The sequence below is a fragment of the Micromonospora sp. C51 genome (genome assembly GCF_018070435.1).
Lineage (GTDB): Bacteria > Actinomycetota > Actinomycetes > Mycobacteriales > Micromonosporaceae > Micromonospora > Micromonospora sediminimaris.
This window is the reverse complement of the sequence record NZ_JAGPXQ010000002.1, coordinates 255,088-273,754: the sequence shown is the minus strand read 5'-3', so window position 1 is coordinate 273,754 and position 18,667 is coordinate 255,088. Positions and strand designations below refer to the sequence as shown.

Genomic DNA, 18,667 nt, shown 5'->3' with positions numbered 1-18,667 from the left:
GGCAACCGCCGTAGATCACGGCTTGCGACGTAGTTCGCGCAGCACGCCGTGTCGGCGCAGGGCCCAGGCAAGACGCCGTACGCTCGAGTGCCGCACGAACAGCAGCGCCGTTTGCCGGATCAGTCCGAGCCGGTCGTGGCTGACCTGGCTGTCGATCGCCTGCCAGATCAGCTCGCGCACCCGGGCGCTGTCCAGCACCGCCCGCACCTCGCGTCGTACCGCAGGATCCTCGGCCGCCGAGGCGATGGCCGCAGCCTGACCCGGCCGGTCCACCAGCGGCTCCACCGCCGCGACGAGCGGCCGGCGTACCTCGTCCCGCTCCAGCAGCAGCAACACCGCCTCACGCACCTCAACCGCCTCCAGACCGGACCGCAGCAGCAGCAACGCACCGCGCTCCACCTCGCGGTCAGGTTCTGGAACGGACAGCGTGGCCAGCAGCACCGACACCTCGTCGAGATCGATGAGGTGTCGCAACCCGCCGCGAAACTCCGGCAGATCCCACGCAACCTGCAGACCCTTCGCGAGATTGCGATTCATGCGCCCTCCGCTACCCGGATGCGACGGTCGGCGAAACCTACGGTCTGTCCGGTCCGGTGAGGTCGAGTGGTCAGTCGGTGCCGTCGGCCAGCAGGCGTTCCGGTAGCCCGAGCCGCGGGAACTGGTCGTCGTGGAACGTGATGATCTCGCTGATCGCCCCGCCGGTGACCCGTAGCACGTCGATCGTCAGCGGTAGGTACGTGCCCTCGCGCTCCCGCCAGTGGTAGAAGGCGACTGCGGGCTGCCGGTTCACCCGGGTCTCGACGGCACGCAGGCCCGTCATGCCCACGAAGCCGCTGTTGACCCAGTCGGTCACCACCGCCTCGCGGCCGACGTGCAGGCCCGGGGTGGGCGGCATCGAGCAGCGGACGTCGTCGCGCAGCAGCGCGGCGAGCCGGTCGATGTCCGTGGCCACGCTGGCGTCGGTGTAGCGGCGCACCAGCTCCCGTGTCCCGGCGTCCTCCTCGCCGCCGGTCCAGTCCTGCCGCTCGGCGGGCAGATGCTCCCGCATGCCCGCGCGGGCCCGCTGCAACGCGCTGTTCACGGAGTTGACCGAGTCGCCGAGCAGCTCCGCGACGTCCTTCGCCGGCCAACCGAGGACGTCCCGCAGGATCAGCACCGCCCGTGGGCGCGGCGCCAGGTGCTGGACCGCGACCAGGTACGCCAACTCGATCGTCTCCCGCGCGACGGCGACGACCTCCGGCTCGTCCGCGACGCCCGCGGCCAACTCGTCGAGCAGCCGGTCCGGGTAGGGCTGCAACCACCGCGCCTCCCCGCCGGTCGCCGGCTCCGGGCGGCACTTGGCCAGCAGGTCCAGGCAGGCGTTGGTGGCGATCCGATACAACCAGGCCCGGAACGACGAGCGCCCCGCGAAGGTCTCCCGCCGCCGCCAGGCACGCAGGAACGTCTCCTGGACGGTGTCCTCGGCATCCTCGAACGACCCGAGCATCCGGTAACAATGCACGTGCAGCTCGCGCCGGTGCCGCTGCGCCAGCCCCGTGAACGCCGACTCGTCGATCTCATCCAGACCGCCCACACCCAGCTCCTTCGGCCGCGTGTCCGCACCCATCACGTCATCCTTCCGTCTCGCGGTGTTCCGTCGTAGGTATGACGGATGCGGGCGCGACAACTCATCACCAGGGTCGGTCGGCGCCGCCGAGGCGGGTCAGCTTCCCAGCGTGCGTACCGCTGTCGAGGACAACCTGGTCAGTTCGGGTTGCGCAGGCAGAAACACCGTGGGGACACCGAGCGACTGGTTCATCGCGGCGAGTCGGTGCTCGGCCTGAAGGTCGCTGGTGTTCCGCACGCCGCGCACGATCACCGCCACGTCATGACTACGGCAGTATTCGGAGGTCAACCCGCTCCAGGCGACCACGGTGACGGAGGTCCACTCGACCGGCAGGGCAGCCCGGACGGCGGCGGCTCGCTCCTCCTCGCCGACGTCTGGACGCTTGTCGCTGTTGACGGCGACCAGCACGACCACTTCGTCGAAGAGGTCACGTGCACGCCGCACCACGTTCACATGCCCGGCGGTGAAGGGATGGAAGCTGCCGGGGTAGACGGCGCGTACGCGACCGGCGGCGGGTGCTGTCGTCCCGGGCCCGGCCGATGGCGCGGGTGTCACGACCGCGGCCGAGGGAACCGGAGCCGCGATCCTGCGTCGGTGCTCATGATCCGACTGTAGGCTGCCGGATCCGCCGGCCCCAGGGGTGGGACGGGCTTGACGCGCCAACCCCGGTGACGCATGGTCGATTGACCGTCTCGAATGCCTTTGCTACGGGGAGAACTGATGAAGGCCCTCGTCACCACCACACTCGCTGCGGCCCTGCTGCTCCTGACCCCCGGCAGCGCGCCCGCCGACCAGCCGGCAGCCGACCCAACCTGCACCGGCCAGATCCATCCCAACCCCGGGTTCGAGCGGGGCACCGATGGCTGGGAGGCCGGCCCCCGCATCGTCGTGCTCGGCGACACGACCCGGCCCGCGCGCACCGGCCGGGCGTACGCCACCTTCGCCGGGTTGGACGTGACCCGTACCGACCTGCTGCGCACCACCGTCACGGTCCCGGCCAACTGCGACCTGACGGTCCGCTTCTGGGTCCGGACCACCACCACCGAAACCCGCCGTGGCGATTACCTGAACGTCGGGCTGGCAGTCACCGGCATCCCCCCGAAGACCCGGTTCTCCCTGGCCTTCGACGGAGGAGCAGAGTGGCGGCAGTACACCATGTCGTCCGGGACCGCGGCGACCGAACGCACCGCGACGGTCAGCTTCCTCGGCAGCGAGACGGCCGGCAACGGCGTCACGACCTTCGACGTCGACAACGTCGCCTTCAGGTTGAGCTGACGCGTCCACCCCGACCCGCACCACCGCTCTCGGTCAGGAGCGCTTCGGCTCCCACCGGCCGGAAGCCAGCCGCCTGGAAAGCGCGGACGCTGCGTGCGTTGCCGGCGGCCTGCTGCGCCCAGACGGGCTGGCCGTCGGGCACCAGGTGCCGGGCGGCGGTCGCCAGTGCCCGCCCGAGGCCCCGGCTTCGATGACCTTCGTCGACCTCGATCGCCGTCTCCCAGCGACCTGCCACACCGCGGCCGAGGATGACGATTCCGCCGTCGGCCGCCCAGACGCGCAGCTCATCACGGCGCTTACCGGCCCTGATCCGACGTGGATGATCCGCGTTGCCCACCTCTGTCAGGTCCAGCGGAGGCTCACCGGCCAGCGGGCTCGCCACGGTCAGGAGGTCGATCGTGTCCATGGCGCGCCGGGTGCGGTCGAGCAGCGCGCATAGAAAGGCCGGATTCATCGCGGCCGCCAGGGGGTCGCAGTCGAGACTCGCCAGGATGCGGCGCACCCACACCGGGTCCTCGTCGGTGAAGACCACCGAGTGGGCGGTGAAGGCGACCACTCCGGCGTCACGACTGCTCGGCTGTGGCACCACGGTGACGCCCCCGTCCGGCGCCGGGAACTGCCCCTGGGCTGCCGCAGCCAGGATGTCCGCCAACTCGGTGCACATGATGGTCCCTTCCCGGCGCCCGGCGGTTCCCCCGATCAGTCCCGACACCTTCCAGAGCATGCCAGCTCGACAGTCACCGGGTGTCCGCCAACTCCCCCACCGCGGCGCCGACTGGGGGCCGATGCTCACCGCCGCCGGACTCACTGTCGACTGCTCCTGACCATGGCGACTCCGTCCCCGTCGGTCAGCGCGCCTGACCGCCCCGCCCGCTGCGTGCACCAGGGGCGGCGACAACGGCAGGAGCCCTGCCATAGCGAGAGAGAGCGATGGCAGGGCTCCTCGGACGAGCACGCTGAGTTCGTTCCTAACCGGTGATCACCGGCCAGGCGTAGGCCAGCAGGGCGCACGCCGCGCCGAGCAGCGCGAGCGAGACGCCCCGGGTAGGCAGGGGCAACGCGGCGAGCACGAGCAGGATGACCGCGACGACATAGAGGAACGCCTGCACCGACATGACCGTCTCCTTCGGGGGTTGGGTGACGAGCGGACGCTCTCTACCCCCGTCGTCGCAGTCGCCAAACCCCGCCTGCCTGGGCCTGACGTCGGCAGAAGCCGGCGCCCGGCCACCGTCACCCAAGCCGAGGAGTCGAACCCGGCAGCCGGCTTCGGACAGCCGTGCGTCGATCGGTTGACTCTCCTTCGTACCGCAGCGGGAGCCGGATCTCCCGCCTGAGCAGGATGTGACCAGGGACAGACCCGGTGAGTATGTCTGTATGTCACGTACATTTCGGACACTGAAGATCGTGGCGTCCAGCGTGGCGCTGGCAACCACGATCGCTGTCGTACCCGCCTCCGCCGCAGCGCAGCCGCGTCCGCCAGCCGGGCCATCCGCCGGTGGGCTGGACCGCGCCGAGCTGCGCACCGCACTCGCCGCGGTACCCGAAGCCGGCGCCCCAGGCGTCCTGGTCGCCGTGCGCGATGGCCGGCGCGACTGGCGTGACGCCGCCGGCCAGGCGTTCCTGACCAGACCTCGGCCGATGCAGCCGCAACTGCGGCACCGGATCGGCAGCGTCACCAAGACGTTCGTCGCCACCACCGTGCTCCAACTCGTTGACGAGGACCGGTTGAGCCTCGACGACCCGATCGGGCAGTGGCTACCCGACGTCGTGCCGGGTGAGCTCGGCGACCAGGTCACCGTCCGGATGCTGCTGAACCACACCAGCGGCATCGGCAACTACACCAACGCCCTGCTCGACTCGTACGCGGCGATCAACCAGATGCAGGTCACCACGTACGCTCCGGCGGACCTGGTCGCCATCGGCCTGGCCATGCCGCCGACCAACGCTCCCGGCGCCCGGTTCAGCTACTCGAACACCAACTACGTCCTGGCCGGCCTGCTGATCGAAAAGATCACCGGCAAGGACGCGGCGGCCGAGGTGCAGCGGCGCATCCTGCGGCCGCTGAAACTCACCGGAACGTCCTTCCCCGGCGCCGACCCGAGGATCCGCGGCCCGCACAGTGGTGCCTACTTCGCCCCGTTCGGCGTACGCGACCTCAGCGAGTTCAACATGAGCTGGGCCTGGACGGCCGGCGAGATGATCGCCACCACGGCAGACCTGAACACCTTCTTCCGGGCGCTGCTCAGCGGTGACCTGCTCAGCCCGACCACCCTCGACGAGATGCTCACCGGGGTGCCGATGCTGCCGGAGCAGCCCGACGCCGGCAGCTACGGTCTCGGCATCTACTCGCTACCCACCCCGTGCGGCGAATTCTGGGGCCATGACGGCGCGGTCATCGGTCACCTGACGTACTCGATGCACAGCCGGGACGGCGCCCGCCAGGTGTCCTCCGGGATCAACCTCAGCCACTACCAGATCGGCCTGCCCGATCCGCACCCGATCGACATTGCCTGGTACACGTTGCTGCAAACCGCGATCTGCCCGCCCGACGAGGCGACCAGCCGTGCGGCAGCTACCGATCCGCTGTTGCCCAGCGTGACCCGGATGCCGGGCAACAACGACGCGGCGGTGGCGGTGCCCTGACGTATCTGTTCCTCGGTGATCCCCTGACGGCCTGGCGATCCGTCAGGGGATCACGTCATTTCAGCGCCGCCGACCAGTCGGATGGCGGCGGCAGGAAGTGAGGTGAGCCACGGCTAGTCACACCTGTGGCGCTGCCGGTGTCTTGGTGGTTGAACCCGTCCGCGAAGGGAGTCAGACATGGCAGGGAACACCAGGGTGGTAGTGGTCGGCGGCGGATTCGCCGGCGTGATGGCGGCCAATCGCCTGACGCAGCGCGACGACGTCACCGTGACCATGGTGAATCCGCGGCCGGACTTCGTCATCCGGCTCCGGCTGCACCACGTGGTCGCCGGTGTCCACGACGCGGTCGTGCCGTACCGGCAGGTGCTGGCCGAAGACGTGCGGCTGGTCCAGGACACCGTCACCGCGATCGACGCGGCTCAGCGCAGTGTGACTCTGCTGGGCGCCGGCAGCCTCGGCTACGACTATCTGGTCTACGCGGTGGGCAGCGCGAGCGCCGCTTCACGCGTTCCCGGCGCCGCCGAGTTCGCCTACCCGATGGCCACCCTCGAGGCAGCGCAGCGGCTGCGCTCGATCCTCGACGACCAGGGCCCCGCGACCCCGGTGACGGTCGTCGGTGCCGGGCCGACCGGCATCGAAACCGCCGCCGAGCTGGCCGAGCGGGGGCACCGGGTCAGTCTGGCCTGCGGGGGTACGCTCGGCGCGTACCTGCACCCGCGGGCCCGACGCGCCGCCGGCAGGTCGCTCACCAGGATCGGCGTGGACGTCCTGGCCGGTCCCGGCACCGAGGTCACCGAGGTCACGCGGGACGCCGTGCGGCTCGGTGACAGTCGTACGCTGCCGAGCGCGATCACCATCTGGACCGCGGGCTTCGGGGTGCCGGATCTGGCCACGCGCAGCGGGTTGCGGACCGACGCCATCGGCCGCCTGATCACCGACGAGACGCTGACCAGCGTCGACGACGAGCGCATCATCGCGGCCGGGGACTCGGCGGCGCCGTCGGGCGTGCCGTACCGAATGAGCGCGTACACGGCGAGCTGCCTCGGCGCGCACGCCGCGGACACGGTACTGCGGCGCATCGCGGGTACGCCCCCCGAGCCGGCGAGTGTCTTCTTCGGCGCCATGTGTGTCGGCCTGGGCACACATGCCGGCATCTACCAACTGGCGGGCCGGGACGACACCGCGAACAGGATGTTCGTCGGAGGCCGCTTCGGCGCGCGACTCAAGGCTCTCACCTACCGGTTCGCCGTTGGTCACCTCACGAACGAGGCCCGCAAGCCCGGATCGCACCGGTGGCTCGGCAACAACAAGCGCCGGCAACTGCTGGAGGTGGAATCGGGCCCGGCACGGGCCGCCGCTGACCGCTCGTTGTAGCGCGACGAGGTCCGCCCGGTCGCTAACGGGGGCGGCCGGGCAGCGCGATCTCGAAGTGGACGGTCTGGTAGATGTCGTCGCCGCCGTCACGCGGGTCGTGGATCGGCGTGGCCAGGCTCCGCCAGAACGGTTCGGCACCGTCGATGCGCGGATCCGTGTGCAGGTAGAGCGCCCGGTAATGCGCTTGCTGAGTGACGAAATCGACGGCGAGGCCGACGAGTGCCCGGGCGAGGCCGTAGCGTCGGTGTTCCGGCCGGACGTAGACCCGGAACAGCTGCGCGGTGGTCTCGTCCGGGTAACGCTGGGCGAGGAAACGCGGGTGTGGTGGGCTCTTGGGCCCACCGGCCCGCACCGCGGTGGTGCCGACGACCTCGTCGCCCTTGGTCGCGACGAACAGGGCGTGATGCTGCGGCGTGAGGTAGGAGCCGTCGAGGTCGATGACGTCCCGGTGCCAGTCGGGCCGGTAGCCGTAGCCGAAGTCGCGGTAGAAGGTGTCGAGCATGACGCCGCGCGCTCCGTCGAGGTGCCGTTGGTCGGCCGGCTGGACGTCGTACGGGCCGACGTTGCGTCGGTACTGCTGCATGGTGCCTCCGGTCATGGGTTCGACGGTGCCGCGGCGGTCGCCGGGTCGGTGTTCAGAAGCGCGCGGGTCAGCGGGTGGTGTGCGTGGTTGAGCAGGGCGTCGGCCGGTCCGCTGTCGACGACGGTTCCGTCGTCGAGAACGACGACGTGGTCGGCGAGGTGAGCCACGACGTCCCGGTCGTGGCTGATCATGACCACGGTCAGTCCGAGAGTGCGTCGCAGCTCGTCGAGAAGCGTGAGGATGCCGTGCCGGGTGACGCTGTCGAGCCCGGCGGTCGTCTCGTCGCAGATGAGGACGCGGGGCTCGCTGGCGAGAGCACGAGCGAGCGCCGCGCGGTGCAGTTCGCCGCCGGAGAGCCGGTCAGGACGTTGGATCACGGTGTGTTCGGTGAGACCCACCCGTTCGAGCAGGTGCAGGGCGGTGTGACGGGCCTGGTCCGGCGCGGCGTCCCGCAGGCGTCGCGCCGGCCCGGCGATCTGGTCGAGGACCGGCCGGTAGGGGTTGAAGCTGGCACGGGCGTCCTGGAACACGTACTGGACCGCCCCGAGTTCGTGGGGCTGACGCTGGTCGAGGTGTGCCGCGAGGCGGTGCTCGGCGAGGATCACCTGGCCGGTGCGGGCGGGGTGCAGGCCGGCGATGCAGCGGGCGAGCGTGGTCTTGCCACTTCCGGACCGGCCGACCACCGCCAGGCACTCTCCGGCGGCGACGGTCAGGCTGACGTCGCGGAGCACGGCGCGGTGCCGACCGCCGTCGCGGTGAGCGGCGTTCAGGCCGGCGACACGCAGCAGCGGCCGGTCCTCGCCGACCACCGCCGGTGACCCGGCCGGCGGCGTCGCGAGCAGTTGCTGGGTGTGCCGGTGCCGTGACACGGCGAGCACTTCGGCGGCCGGACCGGATTCGACGGTGGCGCCTCGGTGCAGCACGAGGATCTGGTCGGCGACGGCTCGTACGAGGTGCAGGTCGTGGCTGAGCAGGATGACGGCGATACCGTCGCGGGCGAGTTTCGTCAGTTCCCGGGCGACAGCGTTTCGGGTGATCGCGTCCTGGCCGGTGGTGGGCTCGTCGGCGATGAGCAGTACCGCGTGGGCCAGCAGAGCGTGGGCGATGACGAGGCGTTGTTGCTGACCGCCGGAAAGCTGGTGCGGGAAGCGGCGCAGGAACCGCCTGTCGGTCGGCAGGCTGACGCGTTCGAGGGTCGCCGTCACCGCGCTCCGCTGGGCGCTACGGCTGTCGCCCGGTGCCTGGTGCCGGGCAATCTCATGGAGCACCGCGCCGATGCGGCGTACCGGGTTGAGGGCGGCGCCGGGTTGCTGGGGCACATAGCCGACGGTGCCGGGCCTGGGCGGGTTGGCGGTCGTGACCGGCCGGCCGGCCAGGGTGATGGTGCCGGTGAGGGTGACGCCGGGGGCGACCTCGCCGAGCAGGGCCCGGGCGGTGGTGGTCTTGCCACTGCCGGATGCGCCGATCACAGCGAGGATCTCGCCGGCCGACAGGCTGAACGAGACGCCGTCGACCAACGTCCGGTCGACGGTCGCGGCCGACAGCTCCCGCACCCGAAGAAGGGCGTTGGGCGGGTGCGGGCGGTCGCCGGTCGTGGCTGGTACGGGCGGTGGTGCGGGGCTGGGGACGGCAGGTGTGCTCAGCATCCGGTCGGTGACCAGGTTGAACCCGACAGCCAGGCAGATGATCAGCGCGGCCGGCACGGCGACCGCCCAGGGTTGGAGGAACAGGCCGGTGCGATTGCGGTCCACCATGACGGCCCAGTCCGCAGCGTCAGGTGCCACGCCGATGCCCAGGAAACTCGCGGTGGCCACCAGGTAGATGGCGCCGATGAACCGGACTCCGGCGTCGGCAAGCAGAATCCGCCGGATGCCGGTACCGATGTAGCCGGGACCGCGCCGCCACCACGTCTCGCGGTAGAGGCGCATCGCCTCCATCGCCGGACCGTGGGCCAGCGGCAGCGCGGCGGCCCGGGTGATCCGGGCGATCTCCGGCAACCCGATAAGCGCGACGATCCCGACCAGGGTGAGGGGCCCGGGCGGCGCGGTGGCCGCCAGCAGGATCAGCAGCAACAGCGACGGCACCGCCAGCATCAGGTCGAGAGGGCGCATGAGCAGCTCGTCGACCCACCGGCGGCGGGTGGCGGCGGCCAGCAGCCCGACCGGCACACCGACGAGGTACGCCAGCAGCGTCGCGCAGACGGCGACCACGACGACGGACCGGCCGCCGAGCAGGATCTGCCGCCCCACGTCGCGGCCGACGAAGTCGGTGCCCAGCAGACCGTCGTCGGAGAACGGGAACGTGCGGTCGCCCGGCTCGCCGGCCAGCAGCGGGCCGAAGACGGCCAGCGCGAGCGGCACCGCGAGCAGCAGCGCCCCGGTCAGGGCGCGCAGCCGCCTCACCTGACGACTCCGATCCGGGGTGCGAGACGGAACGCCACCAGGTCGGCGGCCAGGTTCACCACCACGGTGGTGACGGCTACCAGGACGCACAACGCCTGCACGGTCGGGATGTCCCGGGTGGACACGGCGTCGACCAGGGCGGTGCCGAGGCCCGGGATCACGAACACCGCCTCGACGACGATGACGCCGCCGAGCAGCCAGTCGGTGGTGCGGGCGAGTTGCTGCACCACGGGTGCCAGCGCGCCGGGCAGGGCGTGGCGGAGCCACAGCCGGCTGCCGGTGATGCCGAGCCGTCGGGCGTGGCGCACGTGCTCGCCGCGCAGGGCGTCGAGCATGCCGGCGCGGGTCAGCCGGCTGATGGTGCAGATCGGCCGAGCGAGCAGCACCAGCAACGGCAGCACGAGCACGGACGGCCGGGCGAGCAGGTCGGCGCCGAACGCGGTGGGTGGCAGCCAGCCGAGTTGGACGCCGAAGACGGCGATGAGCAGGATCGCCAGGGCGAATTCGGGTACCGCGTACAGCGCGACCGACACCGCGGACACCGTCCGGTCCAGTCGTCCCCCTTCCCGGCGGGCCGCCAGCATGCCCAGCGCGATGGCAAGCGGTACCAGCACGAGGAGGGTCACCGCCGCCAACAGCAGCGTTGCCGCCGCGCTGTCGGCGAGGCGTTCGACGATCGGCCGCTGCGAGATCAGCGAGACGCCGAGGTCACCGCGGATCAGGTCGGTCAGCCAGTCGAGGTAGCGCTGCCAGGCCGGTCGGTCGAGGTCCAGTTGTGCCCGGATCGCGGCGATGCGGGCCGGGTCGGGCTGGTCGCCGGCGATCACCACGGCGGCGTCACCGGGCAACGCCTCGGTGAGCACGAACACGATGGTGGTGATCCCGGCGACCTGCCCGAGGCCGAGCAGCAGCCGACCGGCCGCGTAACGGGGCAGACTCACCCCAGCCAGACCTTGTCGAAACGGGCCCAGTCGAGAGTGTTGGCCGGGGCGTCGGAGGAGACCCCACCGACGCGAGGCGCGGTGGCGACGAGGAAGTCCGCGAAGCCCCAGATCAGGAATCCGCCCTCGGCGTGCAGGGTGCGCTGCATGTCGCCGTACGCCTGCCGGCGGGTCGCCTCGTCGGCGCTGGAGACGGCCTTGGCGTAGCGGGCGTCGAACTCGGGGCGGGCCCATCGGGTGGCGTTGGTGGTGGAGTTGGTCAGCAGCCGCTGCGAGATGTGCGTTTCGATGGGCATGGCGCCGGAGCGGTACGAGGCCAGCACACCGGAGTTGAGGATGTCCTTCCAGTAGGTGTCCTTGTTGCCCATCGCGGTTTCGATGACGAGCCCGGCCTGCTTGGCCTGTTCGGCGAAGACGCTGGCGGCCTCGACGAAACCGCTGGCCACCGACGCGGTGTCGAGCGGGATCCGCAGCCCCTTGGCGCCGGCCTTGTCGATGAGGAACCGGGCCCGGTCGAGGTCGCGGGTGCGCTGGGCGATGTCGTCGGCGTAGTACTGGTAGCCCTTGCCGAACAGGTCGTTGCCGACCTGGCCGGAACCGGCCAGGACAGTGTCGACCAGCTGTTGGCGGTCGGTGAGCAGGAACATGGCTTCGCGCAGGTCGCGGTTGTCGAACGGCGGCCGGTCGACCTTCATGGCGAACGACTGCATGGTGCTGTTCGGCATCCGGGTGACGGTCATCCGGCCGCCGTCGGCGTGGGTACGGGCGGTGGTGGGGGTGATGTCGTGCGCGTAGTCGACCTGGCCGGCGAGCAGGGCGTTGACTCGGGCCGACTCCTCGTTGCTGATCAGATACTCCAACTCGTCGAGGTGCGCGGCGCCCTCCCAGTAGCCGTCGTACCGCTTGAGCAGCAGCGATCGGCCGGGCTGCCAGGAGTCGAAGGTGAACGGTCCGGAACCGACGGGCCGCTCGAAGCTGTCGGCGCCCTCGGGGACGATGTACGCGCCGAACGCGGCCAGGGCGTTGGGGAACTCGGCGAAGGGCTGCTTGAGAGCCAACTCCAGGGTGCGGTCGTCGACGGCCCGGCTGTTGGGCAGGTCGAGCAGGCCGAGACTGGCCTTGGCGCGGAACGCCTTCTTCGGGTCGGTGATCCTGGAATAGCTGTAGAGCACGTCGGCGGAGCGGACCGGCTTGCCGTCGTGGAAGGTGGCCTGGCGCAGGGTGATCCGCCAGCGGGTGAGGTCGCTGCTGGGCTCCCAGCGTTCGGCGAGGCGCAGCTGGATGGAGACGTCCGGACCGTAGTCGGCGAGCTTGTCGAACATCGCCTTGGCGCGCGATGCCTCGTTGAACAGGTTCGCCAGGTGGGGGTCCAACGTCTCGTTGACACCGCCGCCGGCGAACGCCACCCGCAGCCGGCCGCCACGCTGGGGCTGCCCGGACGAGGTGGCGGCCGAGTCCTGACCCGGGCCACAGCCGGTGAGCAGGGCGGCGGAGACGGCGGCGGCGCCGCCGAGCAGGCCACGGCGAGATACGCGTGGCGCGGTGACCGGAGGGTGAATCATGGGGATGTCCTTTCGATACACAGGTGCGAGTTAGGCCGCCTCGTTGCGGCGGCGGGCGACCAGGTGCAGGCGGTCGCCGGACAGGACGTCAGACAGCGCGGCTGCCGGATGCCAGGGCGGGTCGGTCCGCGGCCCGGGGGTGTCGAACAGGGCCACCACGTCGAAGCCGGCGGTGTCGAGCAGGTGCCGCAGTTCGGCGGGGAACAGCAGCCGCCACGCCGAGGTCTGCACCAGCGGTTGCGGGCAGTCCGGCCAGGTCCAGACACGTTCGCGGCGCAGCAGCTGCTCACGGTGGTCGATCCACAGCCGCGTCGCGGAGGTGTACGTGACGTCGTGCCAGGTCACGCTGCGGGTGTGGGCACCGTCGAGGAGTTCGGTGTTGCCGAGGAAGAAGGCGCCGTTGCGCATCTCCGCCAGCAGCAGCCCACCGGGGCGCAGGTGCCGGTGGCAGCGCTGCAGGAACGCGGTCAGGTCGGCGTTGTGGTGGCAGTACAGCAACGCGCTGTCCAGGCAGGTGATGACGTCGAAGTGGCCGGTCAGGTCGAAGGTGCGCAGGTCGGCGTACACGAACCGGACTCGGGGATGGCGACGCTGCGCGTAGGTCAGCATCGGCACCGACGTGTCCAGTCCGGTGGCGGTGTAACCGAGGGTGGCGAGGTGCCCGGCGTCGCGACCGGTGCCACAACCGACGTCGAGCAGCCGGGGCGCGGCGACGGTGCGGTCGGCGAATCGACGTACGAGGTCATCGACGAACCGGGCGGCGACGTGGCCCGGGTCAGGAAACTGTTGTTCGTACAGCTCCGGGTTGTCGGTGAGGAAATTCTCTCCGCTCATGACACGCCCGCCGGTGCCGGTGCCGGCGTGAGCAGGCCGCCACGACGCAGCAGCCACACCGCACCCGCCGATGCCAGCCCGACACCAGCGGTCAGCAGCCACGCCGCTGCGGGTACACCGGCACCCGCGGAGCTGCCCACCGCCGCGCCGACCGCGGCGGTGCACCCGGCGGCGAGAATCCCGGACACCAGGTAGAACAAACCGAAGTAGGTGCCGGTCAGTCCCGGCCCGGCGAAGGCGGGGATCAGCTCCAGAACGAACGGCTGGGTGATCATCACCCCGAGGGTGAGCAGGACAGCAGCGGACATTACCGGCAGCAGCCGCAGCGCCGGTGGCGCCGATTCCACCCGCAGCAGCGGCAGCAGGAAACCGGCTCCCATCACGGCCATACCTGCGGCGATGCTCGTGCCGCGGCTGACCCGGCGATGCAGCCAGCCGGTCAGGGGCAGTTGCAGGCTGAGCGTCACGACGGTGGAGACGACGAACAGCACCGCGACCGCCACGGGCTGCCCGGTGACGTGTTCCGCCTGCACCGGCAGGATCAGGTACAGCTGGGTCTGCAACGCGAACATGCCGGCCAGCGCCACACTGAACGCCAGGAACCGGCGGTCGGCGATGCCGGTGCGCCAGTCCTGCCAGACGGTTGCCGCGCTGGACGTGACCGATTGGGCGGGCAACCAGATCGCCTGCGCCACGGTGAGCCCGGTGAACACCGCCGCGGCGGTCAACGCGGCGACCCGGAAATCGACAAGCAACAGCGCCGAGCCCAGCAGTGGACCGAGCAGCGCGCCCGCGCTTGCGAACACGTTGAACAACGCGAACGCCTCGGCGCGCCGGTCGGCGGCGGCCTGCGCCACATAGCTGCGCACCGCCGGGTTGAACAGCGCCCCGGCCAGCCCGGACAGGATCGACGCGGCCAGCAGCAGCGGCAACGAGGTGCTGAGGGCGAACAGTCCGAAGCCGACGGCGCGCAGGGCGCAGCCGGTGATGATGACGCTGCGGGCACCGAGCCGGTCGGCGGCCGAGCCACCCAGCAGGAACAGGCCCTGCTGACTGAGGTTCCGCACACCGAGCACGACGCCGATCACGGCGGCGGACAGACCGACGTCGTCGGCCAGGTAGCCGGCGAGGTAGGGCAGCAGCAGGTAGAAGCCGATGTTGACGCCGAGCTGGTTGACCACCAGCAGTCGGATCGGCAGCGGGAAGCTGCGCAGGGTGGCCCACGTGCTCATCCGGCCGCCCGCACGCCGAGACCGGGTTCGTCGGTCAGCCGCAGGACACCGTCGTGGCCGTCGATACCGGTCCACGGATCGTCGGCGAGCAGCAGGTGCCCGTCCAGGTCGATCCAGCGGGCGTCGCCGGTGAGGTGCACCGCTGGTGCGATGCCCAGCGAGCTGGCCACCAGGCAGCCCAGCATCAGATCCATGCCGTACGCGCGGGCCGTGGCCGCGAGCTGCTGTGCGACGTGGATGCCGCCACACTTCGCGAGCTTGATGTTGATGCCGGCGACCGTGCCCGCGAGGGCGTCGAGGTGCGCCACCGTGGCGGCGTCCTCGTCGGCGATGACCGGCACGTCGGTGCGCGCGCTGATCCAGGCGAGCAGCTGCGGTGTTCCGGGCGCGATGGGTTGTTCGACGGCGTCGATGCGGTACGGGCGCATGGTGTCGAGCAGCCGCACGGTCTGCTCGGCGGTCCAGGCGCCGTTGGGGTCGAGGAGGAGCCGGGCCCGCGGCGCGGCAGCGCGTACGGCGGCGATGCGGGCCGGGTCAGCGGCGTCGCCGCACTTGACCTTGACGAACTGGAAGCCGCGCCGCCCCAGCGCCCGAGCGGCGGTGGCCGCGTCCTCGGGGGCGACCAGGCCGATGGTGTGAGCCGTGGGCACCGGGGAGAAACCCGGCCGGCCGAGCCACCGATGCACCGGCAATCCGGCGCGCCGGCCCACCAGATCGTGGACGGCGGCGTCCAGGGCCGCCAGCACTCCGGCGGGCAGCTCAGCGGCGAACGCGGGCAGGTCCGCCACCAGCGTCTCGGGTTCGCCGTAGCCGCGCACCCGGTCCCTGAGCCCGGCCAGCAGGTCGAGGATGGCGGCCAGGTCGAGGCCGTAGTAGACGCTCGTGACGACCTCGCCGTGGCCGGTGACGCCGTCGTGGGACAGCTCGACCTGGACGGCGTCGCGGCCCGGCATCGTCGAGCGGGAGATCCGCAGCGGCTCGCGGAGCCGCAGCGGATAGCTGCGCCAGCCGAGCCTCATGCCGGCACCGCCAGGCGGCGCAGCGGGTCGAGGACGGTCCGACAGCGACTCCACCGGGTGACCTCGACGGCATCCGGGTACGGGATCTCGATCGGGTGGCCCGGTGCGGGGGCGAACAGCCCGTGGGCGGCGCAGAACGCGTCGTCGAAGATCGAGTCGAGGTAACGGTGCGGACCGTCCGGAAAGATGGTGACCACCCGAGCGCCGGGCTGCATGCGGCTGATCCACGCGGCGACCCGGGCCACGGCGCCGGTGCTCCACCCGCCGGTCACGAACGCCGAGCGTGCCAGCCGGCGGCAGGTGTCCACCGCCTCCACCGGGCCGATCCAGTGCACCTCGTCGAAGGCGGTGTAGTCGACATTGCGGGGAAAGATGCTGCTGCCCAGACCGCGCATCAGCCGTGGCCGCGCGGGCTGACCGAAGATCGTCGAGCCGACGGTGTCGACGCCGACGAGCCGCATCCGGGGCCAGTGCCGCCGCAACGCCCGGGCCAGGCCGGCGCTGTGCCCACCGGTGCCGACGCTGCACACCAGCACGTCGACGGCCTCGACCTGCCCGGTCAGTTCGGCGGCGAGGGTGTGGTAGCCGGCGGCGTTGTCCGGGTTGTGGTACTGATCGGGCCAGTAGGCGTTCGGAGTGCGCGCCAAGACCTCGCGCAGTCGGTCCAGGCGGGCCTGCTGCCAACCGCCGACCGGGTGCGGCTGCTCGGCCACCTCGACCACCGCCCCGTACGCGGTCAGCAGCGCCCGCATCGGTCGTTCGATGTCGCGGTCCACCACCAGGATGACCGGGTGGCCGAGGGCCTGCCCGGCGAACGCCAGACCGATCCCGAGGGTGCCGCTTGTGGACTCCACCACGGTGGCTCCCGGCCGAAGGTCACCGCGCTGCCGGGCGGCCTGGAGCATGGCCACCGCGGCGCGTGCTTTCATGCCGCCGGGGTTCAGATACTCCACCTTGGCGTGGAAGCCGCCGTGCGGGTGCGGCAGCGGGGTGTCGACGTACGCCACCGGGGAGCGCCCCAGCAGGTCCAGCAGGTGTGGTGCGCACGTTCTCGGCGCGGCGCCGGTCAGCATGGCGACCCTGCGGCGGCACGATAGCGGTAGACAGTGGTCGGTCCGCCGTCGAGCCAGAAGAACGGGTACGGTTCGGCGGACACGGCGCTGAGCCCGGCCCCGAGAAAGCACGGCAGGACGGCGCTGCCGGTCTGCGCGAAGGCCACCATCGGTTTGCCGGTGGCGCGGGCGTGCCGCAGCAGTGGCTCGAAGGTGCCGTTGCCCAGCGTCATGCCGGACACCAGCAACGCGTCGCAGCGTTCCAGCAGGGCGGCGGCGTCCGGCAGGCACGGCTCGTCCCACTCGGTGCTGCCGCCCGCCAGATCGCAGGGCAGGTAGCCGATGCCGCGGCGGCGCAGTTGGCCGAGCAGGGAGTTGACCACGCCGACGACCAGGACGTGCTGCCCCCGCGCCACCGGCATCAGGTCCACCACCGCGGCGGCTCTGGCGGTCGACTTGGCCAGCGAGGTGCCGGCGGGGATGGTGACCGTGTCGTCGGCAGCGAGCGCGTGCGGACGGGCAGCGGCGAGGTAGGCGTCCAGGGCCGCGACGCGGACCGCCGGCACCGGGTGGGTGAGCAGTTCCGCGACGCTGCGCCCCACGCAGTCGTACGCGACGTCGTCGGTCAGTTCAGCCGGCTCCGTCGAACAGGAACCGACGGTGGCGCCCACCCGCAGACTCAACACGTGGTTGCGGTAGCGGCGACCGCGTCCAGCGTGCCGGGCACCCTGCCGGGTGGTGAACGCGACGCTTACCTGCTCGGTGGCCGGATCGGGACCGAATCGGGCCGCGCTGACGGCGTCGATCAGGTCCGTCACCGACATGAACGGCTCCCCGGTGTCGACCGGCATCGGTGTCGTCACGCCAGCGCTCCGGCCATCTCGTCGGCGTATCGCACACTCAGGCCCCCGACCAGTTCCTCGGCGCGGACGCGGGCGCCGAGGCCGGTGGTGTCCACCGTCATGACATGGCCGAGGTAGGTGTTGTTGCTCACCGCGTCGCCGGTGCGGTGCCCGGCCGGCTTCACCGCCCAGTCGACCACGTCGGGCGCTGCGGCCAGCGTGGCCGCGCCGTCGATTCCGGCGACGGTTCCGGCGCGGGGCGGCAGCAGGAACGAGATGGCCGCGCTGCGCACGCCGGTGTCGGTCACTGTGATGTCCGGTTGTTCACCGAGGGCGAGCTGCGCGTACACCATGGGCAGATCCACCCCGGTCGCCCGCCGCACCAACTCGGTGATCTGGTTGCCCGCCGGGCGCGGATTGATCTCCACCACCCGCGGCCCGGCGGCCGTCAGCCGCAGCTCGGTGTGCGCCACTCCCCGGTCGAACCCGACCGCGGCGAGGGCGGCGAGGCCCGTGTCGCACACCGCAGTGACCGTCGCGGCGTCGAGCGCGGCGGGGAACATGTGCCCCGTCTCGACGAACCACGGCTCGCCGGCCAGGCTCTTGTCCGTCACGCCGAGCACCGTCGTCGTGCCGTCGACGGTGACGGTCTCGACGCTGACCTCCGGCCCGACCAGCACCTCTTCCAGCAGCACCTGCGGTGAGCGCTGCTGGCCACGGGCGTTGACCGGGAACGCGTCGAGGGCGTCGAACGCCTCGCGCAGTTCGGTCCGGTCGGCCACCAGCCGGACGAACATTCCGGCACACAGGTCGACCGGCTTGATGACCAGCGGGAAGCCCAGCGTACGCGCGGCGGCCTCGGCACCCGGCCAGTCCTCGGTGATGGCGAACCCCGGGCCGGACAGGCCGGCCGCCTGCATCCGTTGCCGCGCCAGGTCCTTGCGGCAGGCGTACTCGACGGCTTGCGGCCGGGCACCCGGCAGACCCAGGTGTGCGGCCAGCCGGGCAACGGTGCCGAGGTAGTAGTCGCAGGAGGTGATGACACCGTCGAAGCGCAGTACCTCGTGCAGCCGCTGGACCTGGGGCAGCAGCAGGTCCGGGTCGTTGGTCTCGGCGGTGATCACGTTGTCCGCGGTGAGCAGCGGGTGCACTCCGTCGCCGCTGCCCCGGCCCAGGTAGTGGTGCAGGTTCCTGGTCAGGAAGGTGAACCGATGTCCGGCTTCCCGGATCGCCCGGGGCAGCAGGGTGCTCATCGCACCGACCCAGCTCTCGACCACCAGCAGATGTCCCACCGCGCACTCC

Annotated in this window: 18 protein-coding genes; 3 read left to right on the top strand and 15 right to left on the bottom strand. The window is 71.4% G+C overall.

All coding sequences use genetic code 11. The features are described from left to right. Positions 1-15 precede the first annotated feature (15 nt). From KBX50_RS04135 to coaD, 3 genes are all read right to left on the bottom strand, one after another. Positions 16-537: a hypothetical protein gene (locus tag KBX50_RS04135; protein WP_210934779.1), complete on the bottom strand. Its 522-nt coding sequence runs from the start codon at positions 535-537 to the stop codon at positions 16-18. 70 nt (positions 538-607) lie between these two features. Continuing rightward, entirely contained in the window at positions 608-1,609 is a 1,002-nt protein-coding gene (locus KBX50_RS04130; protein WP_374224568.1) for an RNA polymerase subunit sigma-70, read from the bottom strand. Positions 1,610-1,702: 93 nt separating this feature from the next. Continuing rightward, positions 1,703-2,161, bottom strand: coding sequence for a pantetheine-phosphate adenylyltransferase (gene coaD / locus KBX50_RS04125; protein WP_210934777.1), 459 nt, complete (start codon positions 2,159-2,161; stop codon positions 1,703-1,705). Positions 2,162-2,326: 165 nt separating this feature from the next. Between coaD and KBX50_RS04120 the strand changes: the two genes are divergently transcribed. Further along, the gene (locus KBX50_RS04120) at positions 2,327-2,881 is read left to right on the top strand and encodes a hypothetical protein (protein ID WP_210934775.1); all 555 of its coding nucleotides are present in this window, start codon (positions 2,327-2,329) and stop codon (positions 2,879-2,881) included. Here KBX50_RS04120 and KBX50_RS04115 read toward each other — a convergent pair. Together KBX50_RS04115 and KBX50_RS04110 are read right to left on the bottom strand one after the other, a co-directional pair. Then, positions 2,868-3,545 (bottom strand): GNAT family N-acetyltransferase, encoded by a 678-nt coding sequence (locus tag KBX50_RS04115; RefSeq protein WP_210935121.1) that lies wholly within the window; start codon positions 3,543-3,545, stop codon positions 2,868-2,870. The genes KBX50_RS04120 and KBX50_RS04115 overlap by 14 nt on opposite strands. Positions 3,546-3,849: 304 nt before the next feature. Continuing rightward, the gene (locus KBX50_RS04110; RefSeq protein ID WP_210934774.1) at positions 3,850-3,996 is read right to left on the bottom strand and encodes a hypothetical protein; all 147 of its coding nucleotides are present in this window, start codon (positions 3,994-3,996) and stop codon (positions 3,850-3,852) included. A 289-nt stretch (positions 3,997-4,285) separates the two neighbouring features. Here KBX50_RS04110 and KBX50_RS04105 point away from each other — a divergent pair, with 289 nt between their 5' ends. Beyond that, complete coding sequence (locus tag KBX50_RS04105) at positions 4,286-5,524, top strand: serine hydrolase domain-containing protein (protein ID WP_307870851.1); 1,239 nt, start codon at positions 4,286-4,288, stop codon at positions 5,522-5,524. Positions 5,525-5,701: 177 nt separating this feature from the next. Next, complete coding sequence (locus KBX50_RS04100) at positions 5,702-6,898, top strand: NAD(P)/FAD-dependent oxidoreductase (RefSeq protein WP_210934772.1); 1,197 nt, start codon at positions 5,702-5,704, stop codon at positions 6,896-6,898. A 22-nt stretch (positions 6,899-6,920) separates the two neighbouring features. Here the strand turns inward: KBX50_RS04100 and KBX50_RS04095 are convergent, their stop codons facing one another. Genes KBX50_RS04095 through KBX50_RS04045 form a run of 10 tightly spaced genes read right to left on the bottom strand, consistent with a single transcriptional unit; the run spans position 6,921 to position 18,657 of the window. After that, positions 6,921-7,496 carry a GNAT family N-acetyltransferase gene (locus tag KBX50_RS04095; RefSeq protein ID WP_210934771.1) on the bottom strand — a complete coding sequence of 192 codons (576 nt, stop codon included), beginning with the start codon at positions 7,494-7,496 and terminating at the stop codon, positions 6,921-6,923. Next, entirely contained in the window at positions 7,493-9,883 is a 2,391-nt protein-coding gene (locus KBX50_RS04090) for an ATP-binding cassette domain-containing protein (protein ID WP_307870835.1), read from the bottom strand. Before KBX50_RS04090 ends, KBX50_RS04095 begins: the two co-directional genes overlap by 4 nt. Further along, complete coding sequence (locus KBX50_RS04080; RefSeq protein ID WP_210934770.1) at positions 9,880-10,824, bottom strand: ABC transporter permease; 945 nt, start codon at positions 10,822-10,824, stop codon at positions 9,880-9,882. The genes KBX50_RS04090 and KBX50_RS04080 overlap by 4 nt, the downstream gene beginning before the upstream one ends. Continuing rightward, positions 10,821-12,386 (bottom strand): ABC transporter substrate-binding protein, encoded by a 1,566-nt coding sequence (locus tag KBX50_RS04075; RefSeq protein WP_247673075.1) that lies wholly within the window; start codon positions 12,384-12,386, stop codon positions 10,821-10,823. The genes KBX50_RS04080 and KBX50_RS04075 overlap by 4 nt, the downstream gene beginning before the upstream one ends. Before the next feature lie 30 nt (positions 12,387-12,416). Then, positions 12,417-13,220, bottom strand: a complete 804-nt coding sequence (locus tag KBX50_RS04070; protein ID WP_210934769.1) for a bifunctional 2-polyprenyl-6-hydroxyphenol methylase/3-demethylubiquinol 3-O-methyltransferase UbiG — start codon at positions 13,218-13,220, stop codon at positions 12,417-12,419. After that, positions 13,217-14,452 (bottom strand): MFS transporter, encoded by a 1,236-nt coding sequence (locus KBX50_RS04065; RefSeq protein WP_210934768.1) that lies wholly within the window; start codon positions 14,450-14,452, stop codon positions 13,217-13,219. Before KBX50_RS04065 ends, KBX50_RS04070 begins: the two co-directional genes overlap by 4 nt. Next, positions 14,449-15,471 (bottom strand): mandelate racemase/muconate lactonizing enzyme family protein, encoded by a 1,023-nt coding sequence (locus KBX50_RS04060; RefSeq protein ID WP_210934766.1) that lies wholly within the window; start codon positions 15,469-15,471, stop codon positions 14,449-14,451. The genes KBX50_RS04065 and KBX50_RS04060 overlap by 4 nt, the downstream gene beginning before the upstream one ends. Beyond that, positions 15,468-16,544 (bottom strand): PLP-dependent cysteine synthase family protein, encoded by a 1,077-nt coding sequence (locus KBX50_RS04055; RefSeq protein WP_210934764.1) that lies wholly within the window; start codon positions 16,542-16,544, stop codon positions 15,468-15,470. Before KBX50_RS04055 ends, KBX50_RS04060 begins: the two co-directional genes overlap by 4 nt. Then, complete coding sequence (locus tag KBX50_RS04050; protein ID WP_307870834.1) at positions 16,538-17,386, bottom strand: Rossmann-like domain-containing protein; 849 nt, start codon at positions 17,384-17,386, stop codon at positions 16,538-16,540. The genes KBX50_RS04055 and KBX50_RS04050 overlap by 7 nt, the downstream gene beginning before the upstream one ends. After that, the gene (locus KBX50_RS04045) at positions 17,383-18,657 is read right to left on the bottom strand and encodes an ATP-grasp domain-containing protein (protein ID WP_210934762.1); all 1,275 of its coding nucleotides are present in this window, start codon (positions 18,655-18,657) and stop codon (positions 17,383-17,385) included. The genes KBX50_RS04050 and KBX50_RS04045 overlap by 4 nt, the downstream gene beginning before the upstream one ends. Positions 18,658-18,667 lie beyond the last annotated feature (10 nt).

Coding starts and splice junctions, on each gene's coding strand:
- KBX50_RS04135 (WP_210934779.1), bottom strand. CDS start 537: ATGAATCGCAATCTCGCGAAGGGTCTGCAGGTTGCGTGGGATCTGCCG.
- KBX50_RS04120 (WP_210934775.1), top strand. CDS start 2,327: ATGAAGGCCCTCGTCACCACCACACTCGCTGCGGCCCTGCTGCTCCTG.
- KBX50_RS04115 (WP_210935121.1), bottom strand. CDS start 3,545: ATGTGCACCGAGTTGGCGGACATCCTGGCTGCGGCAGCCCAGGGGCAG.
- KBX50_RS04110 (WP_210934774.1), bottom strand. CDS start 3,996: ATGTCGGTGCAGGCGTTCCTCTATGTCGTCGCGGTCATCCTGCTCGTG.
- KBX50_RS04100 (WP_210934772.1), top strand. CDS start 5,702: ATGGCAGGGAACACCAGGGTGGTAGTGGTCGGCGGCGGATTCGCCGGC.
- KBX50_RS04095 (WP_210934771.1), bottom strand. CDS start 7,496: ATGACCGGAGGCACCATGCAGCAGTACCGACGCAACGTCGGCCCGTAC.
- KBX50_RS04075 (WP_247673075.1), bottom strand. CDS start 12,386: ATGATTCACCCTCCGGTCACCGCGCCACGCGTATCTCGCCGTGGCCTG.
- KBX50_RS04070 (WP_210934769.1), bottom strand. CDS start 13,220: ATGAGCGGAGAGAATTTCCTCACCGACAACCCGGAGCTGTACGAACAA.
- KBX50_RS04065 (WP_210934768.1), bottom strand. CDS start 14,452: ATGAGCACGTGGGCCACCCTGCGCAGCTTCCCGCTGCCGATCCGACTG.
- KBX50_RS04060 (WP_210934766.1), bottom strand. CDS start 15,471: ATGAGGCTCGGCTGGCGCAGCTATCCGCTGCGGCTCCGCGAGCCGCTG.
- KBX50_RS04055 (WP_210934764.1), bottom strand. CDS start 16,544: ATGCTGACCGGCGCCGCGCCGAGAACGTGCGCACCACACCTGCTGGAC.